This is a genomic window from Pseudomonas kielensis (genome assembly GCF_030505375.1).
Taxonomy (GTDB): Bacteria; Pseudomonadota; Gammaproteobacteria; order Pseudomonadales; family Pseudomonadaceae; genus Aquipseudomonas; species Aquipseudomonas kielensis.
The window spans coordinates 2996869-3010449 of record NZ_CP130043.1 but is presented as its reverse complement, the minus strand read 5'-3'; the positions used below and the strand labels follow the sequence as shown (position 1 = coordinate 3010449).

Genomic DNA, 13581 nt, shown 5'->3' with positions numbered 1-13581 from the left:
TCGCTTTTGAACAACCCGGGAAACTAAAAGCCTGCGAGCATGGCCTAAACCCCATACAGGGAGAACCGCCATGAGCCGCGCTTTCGTCAATGAAGATAACGCCGCCGCCCAAGCCGACCAGCCCGTCGAGCGCCAGGTCAGCAGCCAGCCCAACTACGTCACCCCCGATGGCCTGAGCCAGTTGCAGGACAAGGTCGGCGAACTGCAGGCCCAGCACAGCGCGCAGTCGGCCCTCGGTGAGCAAGCCGACCCGCAACGCCTGGCGGATCTGCAGCGCGACCTGCGTTACTACCTCCAGCGCCTGCAAAGCGCCCAGGTCGTGCCCCCGGCCACCTCGACCCACAAGGTGCAGATCGGCAGCTGGGTGACCTACGCCGATGAGCAAGGCACCGAGCGCCGGGTGCAACTGGTCGGTGAAGACCAGGCCGTTGCCGCCCAGGGCCTGATCAACTGGAGCTCACCACTGGGCCGGGCACTGTTGGGCGCTCAACTCAATGATGAAGTGCTCTGGCAACGACCTGCCGGTGATCAACTGATCGAAGTGATCCGCATCGAAGCCGCTTAAACCACGCCTTGGGCCAGCATCGCGTCGGCCACTTTGACGAAGCCGGCGATGTTCGCGCCCTTGACGTAGTTGATCCGCCCATTCTCCTCGCCGTAGTGCACGCACGCGTGGTGGATCGACTGCATGATGTTGTGCAACTTGCTGTCGACTTCACCGGCGGTCCACAACAGGCGCATGGCGTTCTGCGACATTTCCAGGCCGCTGACCGCGACACCGCCAGCATTCGACGCCTTGCCCGGGGCGAACAGGATCCCGGCCTCGATGAAGATATCCACAGCCGCCAGGGTCGTTGGCATGTTCGCCCCTTCGGCGACACAGATGCAGCCATTGCGCAGCAACGTGCCGGCAGCCTCGGCGTCTAGTTCGTTCTGCGTGGCACACGGCAGCGCGATGTCGCACGGCAGGTCCCACGGACTTTGTCCGGCACGAAACTCCAGGGCGAACCGGGTGGCCAGTTCGCTGATGCGGCCGCGCTTGACGTTCTTCAGCTCCAGCAGCGCCGACCACTGCTCCTCGCTCAGCCCGCCCTCGCAGTACAACGTGCCTTCGGAATCGGAGAGGGAAATCACCTGGCCGCCCAGGTCCATGACCTTGCGCGCCGCGTACTGCGCGACGTTGCCGGAGCCGGAGATTGCCACGCGCTTGCCTTGCACCTTTTCACCGCGGCGCTTGAGCATTTCCTCGGCGAAGTACACGCAGCCAAAGCCGGTGGCCTCCGGGCGAATCAGGCTGCCGCCATAGCTCATGCCCTTGCCGGTCAGCACGCTGGTGAACTGGTTGCTCAGGCGCTTGTATTGGCCGAACAGGAAGCCGATCTCCCGCGCGCCCACGCCGATGTCGCCGGCCGGAACGTCAACGTCCGAGCCGATATGGCGATACAGCTCGCTCATGAAGGCCTGGCAGAAGCGCATCACTTCGGCGTCGCTCTTGCCTTTGGGATCGAAGTCCGACCCACCCTTGCCACCGCCCATCGGCAGTGACGTCAGGGAGTTTTTGAACGTTTGCTCGAAGGCCAGGAACTTCAGCACGCCCATGTTCACCGACGGATGGAAACGCAAGCCGCCCTTGTACGGGCCGATGGCGCTGTTCATCTGGATCCGGAAACCGCGATTGACCTGCACCGCCCCCTGATCGTCGACCCAGGAAACCCGGAACACCACCGCCCGCTCCGGCTCACAGATGCGCTCCAGGATGCCGGAGGTCAGGTAGTGGGGATTGGCTTCGAGAAAGGGCCACAGGCTGCGCAGGACTTCTTCGACGGCCTGATGGAATTCAGGCTGGTCAGGGTCACGTTTTTTCAGGCGCGCAAGAAAGGATTCGACGGATTCGATCATGGAAAAGTCTCGGCAAATTTATTGTCGTTGGAAGAGATTGAGCCGGACTGTAACAAACGAACGGAGCACCGGAACAGCGCAAAATGTCGCAGTTATGAAATTAAATGGTGCAATGGATATAACTTAATCCAATTTTTGCGCCGTTTGTGCACAGAAACAGGGAGCCAAGATCAGCGTTTCGCACCATCACTGACAGCCGCCCTGACAAACCGGACGCAAAAAAAACGGAACCCGCAGGCTCCGTTATTTCATGCCACCAGCCAATCAGGCCAGTTTTTTGTGGCGTACCCGGTGTGGCTGGGCAGCCGCTTCGCCAAGACGCTTTTTGCGGTCGGCTTCGTACTCGGTGTAGTTACCTTCGAAGAAGATCGCTTGCGAGTCGTCTTCGTACGCCAGGATGTGTGTCGCCACGCGGTCAAGGAACCACCGATCGTGAGAGATCACAATGGCGGCGCCCGGGAAGTCCAGCAGGGCTTCTTCCAGGGAACGCAGGGTTTCAACGTCGAGGTCGTTGGACGGTTCGTCGAGCAGCAGCACGTTGCCGCCCTCTTTCAGGGTCAGGGCCAGGTGCAAGCGACCCCGCTCACCACCGGACAGGTCCTTGACGAACTTCTGCTGATCGCCGCCCTTGAAGTTGAAGCGACCGACGTAAGTGCGCGACGGGATCTCGTAGTTGCCGATGCGGATCTGGTCGGAACCGTCGGAGATCTGCTGGAACACGGTCTTGCTGCCGTCCAGGTCTTCGCGGCTCTGATCGACACAGGCCAACTGCACGGTTTCACCGACTTCGATGCTGCCCGAATCCGGTTGTTCCTTGCCCATCAGCATGCGGAACAGCGTGGATTTACCCGCACCGTTACCGCCGATCACGCCAACGATGGCGCCTTTAGGCATGGAGAACGACAGGTTGTCGATCAGGACGCGATCGCCATAACCCTTGGTGACGTTCTTGAACTCGATGACCTTGTCACCCAGGCGCGGACCGGCCGGGATGTAGATCTCGTTGGTTTCGCTGCGCTTCTGGAATTCCTGCGACTGCATTTCTTCGAAGCGTTGCAGACGAGCCTTGGATTTCGACTGACGGGCCTTGGCGCCTTTGCGCACCCACTCCAGTTCTTCCTTCATGGCTTTTTCGTGAGCCGACTGCTGCTTGGATTCAGCCGCCAGACGATCGGACTTGGCTTCCAGCCAACCCGAATAGTTGCCTTCATAAGGAATGCCCGCACCGCGGTCGAGTTCCAGAATCCAGCCGGCAACGTTGTCCAGGAAGTACCGGTCGTGCGTGATCGCAACCACGGTGCCCGGGAAGTCGTGCAGGAAGTGCTCCAGCCAGGCCACGGAGTCGGCGTCCAGGTGGTTGGTGGGTTCGTCGAGCAGCAGCATGTCCGGCGCGGACAGCAGCAGGCGGCACAGGGCCACACGACGTTTCTCACCACCGGAGAGGAATTCGACCTTGGCATCCCAGGCCGGCAGGCGCAGCGCGTCGGCGGCGACTTCCAACTGGCGCTCAAGGTTGTGGCCGTCGCCCGCTTGCAGGATGGCTTCAAGCTTCGCCTGTTCGGCTGCCAGCTTGTCGAAGTCGGCATCCGGTTCGGCGTAGGCCGCGTAGACCTCGTCCAGGCGCGCTTGCGCGTCCTTGATCACGCTGACCGCTTCCTCGACCACTTCACGCACGGTCTTGGTCGGATCCAGGATAGGTTCCTGCGGCAGGTAGCCGATGTTCAGGTCTGGCATCGGACGGGCTTCGCCGTCGAACTCGGTGTCGACGCCGGCCATGATTTTCAGCAGCGTGGACTTACCCGAGCCGTTGAGGCCGAGAACGCCGATCTTCGCGCCAGGGAAGAACGACAGCGAAATATTTTTCAGGATTTCCCGCTTCGGCGGAACAACTTTGCCCAGCCGATGCATGGTGAAGACGTATTGAGCCATGGAGAACCTAGCGTCAGTAACGGTGGAATAAAGCGGGCCAAGCCCGTGTCAGGCCATGCGCGGCGCGGGCATGGACCGGAGGGTCGATGCCTGCTTGCGTAAAAAAGCCTGAATGTCTGGGGCTGGAACGCCCTGCGTAACCGGCAAAGCTACCTCAATGTGACATACCCGTCCAGCCGGAGGGGACTGGCACTTTGCCACAACTCAAGGCATGCTAGCCGCCCTTCGGGCGTCAGGCTTATAGTGCACGTCGCGCCAGTCCAGCCCCACCGCAGGATTACAGATTGTCCAACGCCACTCCGCCTTCCTCCGCGCGCGCACTGAACCCTGCGCCCGGATCGCCCCTGCGCGGGACACTCAAAGGCACCTTGGCGATGCTGGTCTTGCTGTTGCTCGGACTGTTGTTCTGGCAATTGCTCGATCAGTTGCACGACACCCAGAAAGACCAGCGCCAGCACACCATCGACTACACCGCCGACCTGGCCGCCCAAGTCAGCCTGAACATGGCGCTGAATGCGCAGATCGCGCTCAATCTGCTACCGATCGTCGAACAACCGCAAACCCATGAGCAGCAACAGGCCCTGTTGCGCAAACTGCAGCAGTCCCTGCCGGATCTGCTCAGCGTGGCGCTGCTCAGCCCCTCTGGCAAAGTGCTCCATGACAGCGCCACCACCCCGGATGCCGACTACCTGAGCGAACTGGTCAGGCGCAGTCACGCCCAGGCGCACTACTTCAGCAACGCCAATGACGGCTCGGTGGTGCACCTGCTGCTGCACCAGGCCAGCGGCAGCACGCGCGGCTACTGGGCCTTGCGCCTGCGGCCGAGCTTTTTCGCAGGCCTGGCCAAGCAGAGTGAAGGCACCCTGCGTCCACGGTGGCTGGTGGAAAACCGCATCAATCATCAAATCATCAGCCGTGAAGACCTGCAGCCCTCGACCCAGCCGAACCTACTGACCCCGCAGGACCAGGCCAACACCGTGCTGACCGTGCCGCTGAGCAGCAGCGACTGGCAACTGCGCGGCCTGTTCGACCGCCAGCGGGTGATCGAGGAACTGCTGCCGGCCTTCATCGGTAAATGCCTGCTGGGGCTGGCCCTGTCCCTGTTGCCATTCATTGCCCTGTTGAACATGCGCCGCCGCCAACTCCAGTTGCATGAAGGCCGCAGGCGGTACCAGGACATTTTCGATGGCACCGGTGTTGCGCTGTGCGTGCTGGATCTGTCGGGGCTCCACGATGCCTTCGACAAAACCCAGGTGCACGACAGCCAAGCGCTACGTGCCGCCCTGGGCAATCACGAACAACGCCAGTTACTGCTGCAGGAGCTGCGCATCACCGAAGTCAACCAGGTGGCGCTGCACCTGCTCGGCGTCCAGTCCTGCGCGCAGGCCTGGCAATTATTGATCGAAGGCCGGCCAGCAGACGACAACAGCATTGGCGCCGCGCTGCTGGAAGCTGTGCTCAATCAGCAGCGCCAACTGGAGCTGGAAATCAAGCTCAAGGACGACCAGGGCCAGGATCAGCACCTGTGGCTGGTCCTGCGCCTGCCCCAGGAACAACCGGACTATCGCGCGGTGATCCTGAGCATCAACGACATCACCAGCCGCAAGCTGGTGGAACTGTCGCTGCTGGAGCGCGAAAGCTTCTGGTCCGACGTGGTGCGCACCGTGCCCGATCACCTGTACGTCCAGGATGCACTCAGCCAGCGCATGATCTTCAGCAATCACCACCTGGGGCAGACCCTGGGCTACAACAAGTCCGAACTGCAACAGATGGGCGAGTACTTCTGGGAAATCCTCCTGCACCCGGAAGACGCCGAGCTCTACCACTGCCTGCGCGACGAACAACGCCAGGCCGGTTATCACCCGTTGCGCCAGTGCCCGCTGCGCTTTCGCCACCGCGACGGCCAGTGGCGCTGCTTCGAGGTGCGCGAGCAGGCCCTGGCGCGGGACGCTGACGGCCAGGTCACGCGGATCATCGGCGTGGCCAAGGACATCACCGACCAGATCGAAGCCAGCGAATCCCTGCGCGACAGTGAGCAGCGCTACCGCATGCTCGCCGAGAGCATCAGCGACGTCATCTTCTCCACCAACAACAAACTCGCGTTGAACTACGTCAGCCCGTCGGTGCAGGCCGTGCTCGGCTATGACGCGCAATGGATCTTCCGCAACGGCTGGCAGTCCATCGTCGCCAACCCGCAGCAACTGACCGGCATCTACAGCCTGATGGACCGCGTCAGCCGGGCCTTGAACCAGCCCGAGCAACTGGCGCAACTGCGCAGCCAGGTGAAGACCCAACTGTTCCTGTTCGACTGCCTGCGCGCCGATGGCCGCAAGATCCCCATCGAGTTGCGGCTGGTGTTGGTGTGGGACGAGCACGACGCTTTCGAAGGCGTGCTGGGGGTCGGTCGCGACATCAGCCAGCAACGGCGCGCGGAGAAAGACCTGCGCATGGCCGCCACGGTGTTCGAACACTCGACGTCGGCGATCCTGATCACCGACCCCGCCGGCTACATCGTGCAGGCCAACGACGCGTTCAGCCGGGTCAGTGGTTACGCGGTGTCCCAGGTCCTCGATCAACTGCCGAACATGTTGACCGTCGATGAGCAGCAGGAAGCCCACCTGGGCTATATCCTCAAACAACTGCACCAGCACCGCAGCTGGGAAGGTGAGATCTGGCTCAAGCGCCGCAACGGCGAGCATTACCCGGCCTGGGTCGGGATCACCGCGGTGCTCGATGACGAGGGCGACCTGGCCAGCTACGTATGCTTTTTCAGCGACATCAGCGAGCGCAAGGCCAGCGAGCAGCGGATTCACCGCCTCGCCTACTACGACGCCCTGACCCACCTGCCCAACCGCACCCTGTTCCAGGACCGCCTGCACACGGCCCTGCAAACGGCTCAGCGGCACAAGTCCTGGGTGGTGCTGATGTTCCTCGACCTGGACCGCTTCAAGCCGATCAACGACTCCCTGGGCCACGCCGCCGGCGATCGCATGCTCAAGGACATGGCCACCCGCCTGCTCGGCTGCGTCGACGACGATGACACCGTGGCCCGCATGGGCGGTGATGAATTCACCCTGCTGCTGCAACCGCGCGCCACCCGCGAACTGGCGCTGAACCGAGCGATTCATGTCGCCGAGCAGATTCTCGCCAGCCTGGTGAAGCCCTTCGTCCTCGAAGGCCGTGAGTTTTTTGTGACGGCCAGTATCGGCATCGCCCTGAGCCCGCAGGACGGCAACGAACTGAGCCAGTTGATGAAAAACGCCGACACCGCGATGTACCACGCCAAGGAGCGCGGCAAGAACAACTTCCAGTTCTACCAGGCGGAGATGAACGCCAGCGCCCTGGAACGCCTGGAACTGGAAAGCGACCTGCGTCACGCCCTCGAACAGAATGAATTTGTGCTGTATTACCAACCGCAGTTCAGCGGCGACGGCAAGCGCCTGACCGGGGCCGAAGCCCTGCTGCGCTGGCAGCATCCGCGGCGCGGGCTGGTGCCACCGGGGGACTTCATTCCGGTGCTGGAAGAACTCGGGCTGGTGGTGGACGTCGGTGACTGGGTGATCCGCGAGGCCTGTCAGCAACTCAAGATATGGCACCAGGCGCAGGTGCGCGTACCGAAGGTCTCGGTGAACATTTCCGCGCGACAGTTCTCCGATGGCCAACTCGGCACACGCATCGCCACCATCCTCAAGGACACGGGCCTGGCGCCGGCCTGCCTGGAGCTGGAACTGACCGAAAGCATCCTGATGCGCGAAGTCAGCGAGGCCATGCAGATCCTCGCCAGCCTGAAGAACCTCGGCCTGAGCATCGCGGTCGACGACTTCGGCACGGGCTACTCCTCGCTCAACTACCTGAAACAGTTCCCGATCGATGTGCTGAAAATCGACCGCACCTTCGTCGACGGCCTGCCGTCAGGCGAACAGGATGCGCAGATTGCCCGCGCAATCATTGCCATGGCCCACAGCTTGAACCTGGCCGTGATCGCCGAAGGGGTGGAGACCCATGAGCAGTTGGAGTTCCTGCGTGAGCATGATTGCGACGAGGTGCAGGGTTATCTGTTCGGCCGGCCGATGCCGGCGGCACGCTTTGAAGCGCAGTTCAGCAATGATGCGCTCTTCATGCTCGACTGACGTCCTGCACAGAGGCTGATGGCCTCATCGCGAGCAAGCTCGCTCCCACAGGTTTTTGGGGGCACATAAAATTTGTGGACACCGAAAATCCCCCGTGGGAGCGGCCTTGCTCGCGATGGGGTCAGCATGATCACCGCTGATCCCGTCATGAATGCCACTTGTCTGCGACATGATGTCGTTTCATATGCCAGACAAAAGCCATTGAGTTAGAATGCCCTCCTTTTCTGCCCCCCGATCCTTGAGGACCGCCATGTTCAGCCGTGATTTGACCATTGCCAAGTACGACGCCGACCTTTTTGCCGCCATGGAGCAAGAAGCTCAGCGCCAGGAAGAACACATCGAGCTGATCGCTTCGGAGAACTACACCAGCCCAGCGGTGATGGAAGCTCAAGGCTCGGTACTGACCAACAAGTACGCCGAAGGTTACCCAGGCAAGCGCTACTACGGCGGTTGCGAATTCGTCGACGTCGTTGAGCAACTGGCCATCGACCGTGCAAAAGAACTGTTCGGCGCCGATTACGCCAACGTTCAACCGCACGCCGGTTCCCAGGCCAACAGCGCCGTTTACCTGGCCCTGCTGTCGGCTGGCGACACCATCCTGGGCATGAGCCTGGCCCACGGTGGTCACCTGACCCACGGTGCCAGCGTTTCGTCCTCCGGCAAGCTGTACAACGCCATTCAGTACGGCATCGACGCCAACGGCCTGATCGACTACGACGAAGTCGAGCGCCTGGCAGTCGAGCACAAGCCAAAAATGATCGTGGCCGGTTTCTCTGCCTACTCGCAGATCCTCGACTTCCCACGCTTCCGCGAAATCGCTGACAAAGTGGGCGCCTACCTGTTCGTCGACATGGCCCACGTGGCCGGTCTGGTCGCTGCTGGCGTCTACCCGAACCCAGTGCCATTCGCTGACGTAGTGACCACCACTACCCACAAGACCCTGCGCGGTCCACGTGGCGGCCTGATCCTGGCTCGCGCCAACGCCGACATCGAGAAGAAGCTGAACTCCGCCGTATTCCCGGGCGCCCAGGGTGGCCCGCTGGAGCACGTGATCGCCGCTAAAGCGATCTGCTTCAAGGAAGCATTGCAGCCTGAGTTCAAGACCTACCAGCAGCAAGTGGTGAAAAACGCCCAGGCCATGGCCAGCGTGTTCATCGAGCGCGGTTTCGACGTGGTCTCCGGCGGTACTGAAAACCACCTGTTCCTGCTGTCGCTGATCAAGCAGGAAATCTCCGGTAAAGACGCCGACGCCGCTCTGGGCAAAGCGTTCATCACCGTCAACAAGAACTCGGTACCGAACGATCCACGCTCCCCGTTCGTCACCTCCGGCCTGCGCTTCGGCACTCCGGCTGTGACCACTCGTGGCTTCAAGGAAGCTGAGTGCAAGGAACTGGCCGGCTGGATCTGCGACATCCTGGCAGACCTGAACAACGAAGCGGTGATCGACGCCGTACGTGAGAAGGTCAAGGCTATCTGCAAGAAGCTGCCGGTATACGGCGCGTAACTGCACCGCTAGATCCGCAGCCTAAAAAACCGGCCAAGTGATTGGCCGGTTTTTTTTCGCCGGTCAAACCGCTCAACCCCAGTGGATAGGGCCCTGAACACACTCCCTGGATGTGTAAACCCACCAGGTTGCTCACGGAAGCTATCCGGCTAATCGGCGGTAAATAACTCAAACTGGCATGCGCTCACAGAAAGCGCATGCCTGGTGTTCTATTGGGCCGCCACCCGGGCAAACCCTTCGCGGATCTTGTCTTGCGGCAAATCATCGGCAATGAACACGATCACGCTTTCGCGCGCTTCACCTTCGGCCCATTCAGTGTCCCAGTCGAAGCCATACAGCTTCAGCACGCCCTGAAACACCATGCGCCGCGATTCCCCGGCGATATTCAGCACACCTTTGTAGCGCAGCAGTTGTTTGCCGTGCTCTTCCAGCAGCTCGTTCATGAACTCGCTGAGCCGGTCGATATCCAGCGCCTGATCGCTGCGCAGCACCAGGCTGGTGATGCGGTCGATTGATGGCGCCTTGCTCACCGGGCGCAAGCTGACGCCACCCCCGAGGTCGGCATTGAGATTGAAGCCGCGCACATCCAGCAACTCGGCCAGGTCGATCTTGCCGTGTTCGACCAGACGGATCGGTGCCCGGCGATTGATCCGGGTCAGGCGCTCGCTCAGCGCCGTGAATGTCGGCTCGTCCACCAGGTCGCGTTTGCTGACCAGCAAGCGGTCGGCAAAACCGATCTGCGCCTGGGCAATGGTCTGGGTCAGGTGCACGTCGGCGTGCGCCGCATCCACCAGGGTGATGATGCCGTCGAGGATGTAGCGCTCGCGCAACTCTTCGTCGATGAAGAATGTCTGGGCCACGGGAGCCGGGTCGGCCAGGCCGGTGCACTCGATCACCAGGCGATCAAAGCTGATTTCGCCGCTGTCCAGGCGCTCGAGCAGCAGGTACAGGGCCTTGCTCAGGTCGGTGTGAATCGTGCAGCAGACGCAGCCATTGGACAGCGTCATCACCTGCACCGGTTCGTCGCCCAGCAACTGGGTATCGATACCGGCGTCACTGAATTCGTTTTCGATGACCGCGATCTTCAGGCCATGCTCGGCCTTGAGCAGGTGGCGCAACAGCGTGGTTTTACCCGCGCCGAGAAAGCCGCTGAGGATGGTAACGGGGATAGGGGTTAACAAAACTGGATCTCCCGAACGCAAAAAAAACTGTAGGAGCCTGGCTGACCCGCGATGGCGTCTTCAAGATCGCCATCGCCGGCGAGCCGGCTCCTACAGGGTTGTGTTGCCATTTACATCTCGTGCCTCAACAGCACTTGGGCCCACCCTTGCCGCCGTAACGAGCTTCCTGGCGCTCCCGAAAGAACATCTCGTAGCTCATCACCGGCTTGTCCGGGTGATTGGTTTGCATATGCTCGACGTAATTGTCGTAATCGGGCATGCCGACCATCAGGCGCGCGGCCTGACCGAGGTATTTACCGAGGCGACTCAGGTCATTGAACACAGGTGCAATCCTCTTTTACGCATCCGGCAGGGCCTGGTAGGGCGATTCTTTATCCGTACGCTCCTTGCGACCCCAGGCGGCGATACCGACCTTGAGTGCATAGAACAGGATACTGAAGACCACGAACAGGAACAGCGCGGTGAGCGTTGCGTTGGTGTAGGCGTTGAAGATCACGTGCTCCATCTGCGCGATGTCCTTGGCCGGTGCGAGAACCTGACCGTTGGCCAGGGCATCGCTGTACTTCTTGGCCAGGGACAGGAAGCCGATCGCCGGGTTGGCGTCGAACAGCTTGATGAAGCCTGCGGTGGTGGTGCAGATCAGCAACCATACCGCGGGCAGCATGGTGACCCAGATGTAGCGTTGGCGTTTCATTTTGATCAGTACGACAGTCGCGAGCATCAGCGCGATACCGGCCAACATTTGGTTGGAGATACCGAACAGCGGCCACAAGGTGTTGATCCCGCCCAGCGGATCGACCACGCCCTGATACAGCAACCAACCCCACATCGCCACACAACCGGCTGTCGCGATCAGGTTGGCCGTCCAGGACTCGGTGCGCTTGAGCGCCGGAACGAAAGACCCAAGCAGGTCCTGCAACATGAATCGCCCGGCACGGGTACCGGCGTCCACGGCAGTCAGGATGAACAGCGCCTCGAACAGAATCGCAAAGTGGTACCAGAACGCCATGGTGTTTTCACCCGGCAGGACACTGTGCAGGATCTGCGCGATACCGACCGCCAGGGTCGGTGCACCGCCGGCGCGCGCCAGGATGGTGGTTTCGCCGATGTCATGGGCCACGGCCTGCAGGGCTTCCGGCGTGATCGCGAAACCCCAGCTGCTGACGGTTTGCGCCACGCTGACGACATCACTGCCCACCACGGCTGCCGGGCTGTTCATGGCGAAGTACACGCCTGGCTCGATCACCGAAGCGGCAACCATGGCCATGATGGCCACGAAGGATTCCATCAGCATGCCGCCGTAACCGATGTAGCGGGCGTTGGTTTCGTTATCCAGCAGCTTGGGCGTAGTACCCGAAGAGATCAGCGCATGGAAACCCGAGACCGCACCACAGGCAATGGTAATGAACAGGAACGGGAACAGACCGCCCTTCCACACCGGGCCTGTGCCATCGACGAACTGGGTCAGTGCCGGCATTTTCAGCTCTGGCATGGTCACCAGAATGCCAATGGCCAGGGCAATGATGGTGCCGATCTTGAGGAAGGTCGACAGGTAGTCACGGGGCGCCAGAATCAGCCACACCGGCAACGATGCGGCGACAAAGCCATAGCCCACCAGCATCCAGGTGATCTCGATCCCGGTGAAGGTGAAAGCCTTGGCCCAGACCGGATCCGCGGCAATCTGCCCGCCCAGCCAGATGGAGCCCAGCAGCAGCAACACGCCGATCACCGAGATTTCGCCAATGCGACCCGGGCGGACGTAGCGCATGTAGATGCCCATGAACATCGCGATCGGGATGGTCGCCATCACTGTGAAAATGCCCCATGGGCTTTCAGCCAGGGCTTTGACCACGATCAGCGCCAGCACCGCGAGGATGATGATCATGATCAGGAAGCAGCCAAACAGCGCGATGGTGCCGGGGACGCGGCCCATTTCTTCACGGACGATGTCCCCCAGGGAACGACCGTTGCGGCGGGTGGACATGAACAGGACCATGAAGTCCTGGACGGCACCCGCCAGCACCACGCCGGCAATCAGCCACAGCGTGCCGGGCAAATAGCCCATCTGCGCTGCCAGCACCGGGCCGACCAGCGGGCCTGCACCGGCAATAGCGGCAAAGTGGTGACCGAACAGAATGTGTTTGTTGGTCGGCACATAGTCCAGACCATCATTGTTGAGCACTGCGGGGGTGGCCCGCCGTGGATCGAGTTGCATCACATGGGTTGCGATGAACAGGCTGTAGTAACGATATGCGACCAGATAAATGGCCACTGCCGCGACCACAATCCACAAGGCGTTGATCGCCTCACCCCGTCGCAATGCCACTACACCAAGAGCGCACGCTCCTACGATTGCCAGCAGCAGCCAGGGTAAGTGGCGTAGCAGGCTATTATTATTTTTCATTTTTTTATTCCAGCCAGGTGGACTTGAGAGACAGCCACCCCGAGTTTAGCGCCGATTTAGCCAAAGGCCATACCCCGACATTGGTCTAGAGCCTTGCCTTGAGTGGCAGCACCCTGGGATGGGGGTCTATAGTCAGCCCATTCGCAGAGGAACTATCCAATGAGCACCCACGCTGGCAATCGCCGCCGTTTCCGGCGGATCGCATTCGATGCCCGAACCGAACTGAGCCAGGGCAATCACCGCTGGCCGGTGAAACTGCTCGACCTGTCGCTCAAGGGCTTGCTGGTGCAACGCCCGACCCCCTGGCTGGGCGATCGCAACCAGATCTTTTCGGTGGACATTCACTTGAGTGAAGAAACCGAAATCCGCATGGACGTGCAATTGACCCACGAAGAGCACGACCAACTCGGATTTGTCTGTCGCTACATCAGCCTGGAGTCCGTCAGCAGCTTGCGCCGACTGATCGAACTCAATCTCGGTGACCCACAGGAGTTGGAGCGCGAGCTGGGTGCCCTGATCGAAACCTGAGCGCCG

9 protein-coding genes are annotated in these 13581 nt (G+C 61.2%); 4 read left to right on the top strand and 5 right to left on the bottom strand.

Going from position 1 to position 13581, the window contains the following annotated elements; all coding sequences use genetic code 11:
- Positions 1–70 precede the first annotated feature (70 nt).
- The gene (locus tag Q1W70_RS14005; RefSeq protein WP_166591517.1) at positions 71–565 is read left to right on the top strand and encodes a GreA/GreB family elongation factor; all 495 of its coding nucleotides are present in this window, start codon (positions 71–73) and stop codon (positions 563–565) included.
- Here Q1W70_RS14005 and gdhA read toward each other — a convergent pair.
- Together gdhA and ettA are read right to left on the bottom strand one after the other, a co-directional pair.
- Positions 562–1899: an NADP-specific glutamate dehydrogenase gene (gene gdhA, locus Q1W70_RS14000; RefSeq protein WP_166591518.1), complete on the bottom strand. Its 1338-nt coding sequence runs from the start codon at positions 1897–1899 to the stop codon at positions 562–564. The two genes, Q1W70_RS14005 and gdhA, sit on opposite strands and share 4 nt — an antisense overlap.
- Positions 1900–2163: 264 nt before the next feature.
- A complete protein-coding gene (ettA, locus tag Q1W70_RS13995) occupies positions 2164–3828 on the bottom strand; it encodes an energy-dependent translational throttle protein EttA (RefSeq protein WP_182342416.1) in 1665 nt (554 codons plus the stop codon).
- A 284-nt stretch (positions 3829–4112) separates the two neighbouring features.
- On the opposite strand from ettA, the gene Q1W70_RS13990 reads away from it, so the two are divergent.
- Together Q1W70_RS13990 and glyA are read left to right on the top strand one after the other, a co-directional pair.
- On the top strand, positions 4113–7958 hold the full coding sequence (locus Q1W70_RS13990; protein ID WP_182342419.1) for a sensor domain-containing protein: 3846 nt from the start codon (positions 4113–4115) through the stop codon (positions 7956–7958).
- A gap of 250 nt (positions 7959–8208) precedes the next feature.
- Complete coding sequence (gene glyA / locus Q1W70_RS13985) at positions 8209–9462, top strand: serine hydroxymethyltransferase (RefSeq protein WP_095166449.1); 1254 nt, start codon at positions 8209–8211, stop codon at positions 9460–9462.
- 209 nt (positions 9463–9671) lie between these two features.
- On the opposite strand, the gene yjiA is transcribed toward glyA, so the two are convergent.
- From yjiA to Q1W70_RS13970, 3 genes are all read right to left on the bottom strand, one after another.
- Positions 9672–10643 (bottom strand): GTPase, encoded by a 972-nt coding sequence (yjiA, locus tag Q1W70_RS13980; protein WP_182342421.1) that lies wholly within the window; start codon positions 10641–10643, stop codon positions 9672–9674.
- Positions 10644–10767: 124 nt separating this feature from the next.
- Positions 10768–10965 carry a YbdD/YjiX family protein gene (locus tag Q1W70_RS13975; RefSeq protein WP_028620750.1) on the bottom strand — a complete coding sequence of 66 codons (198 nt, stop codon included), beginning with the start codon at positions 10963–10965 and terminating at the stop codon, positions 10768–10770.
- 15 nt (positions 10966–10980) lie between these two features.
- Positions 10981–13047, bottom strand: coding sequence for a carbon starvation CstA family protein (locus Q1W70_RS13970; RefSeq protein ID WP_166591522.1), 2067 nt, complete (start codon positions 13045–13047; stop codon positions 10981–10983).
- 159 nt (positions 13048–13206) lie between these two features.
- Between Q1W70_RS13970 and Q1W70_RS13965 the strand changes: the two genes are divergently transcribed.
- Positions 13207–13575 (top strand): PilZ domain-containing protein, encoded by a 369-nt coding sequence (locus Q1W70_RS13965; protein ID WP_166591523.1) that lies wholly within the window; start codon positions 13207–13209, stop codon positions 13573–13575.
- Positions 13576–13581: the final 6 nt, after the last annotated feature.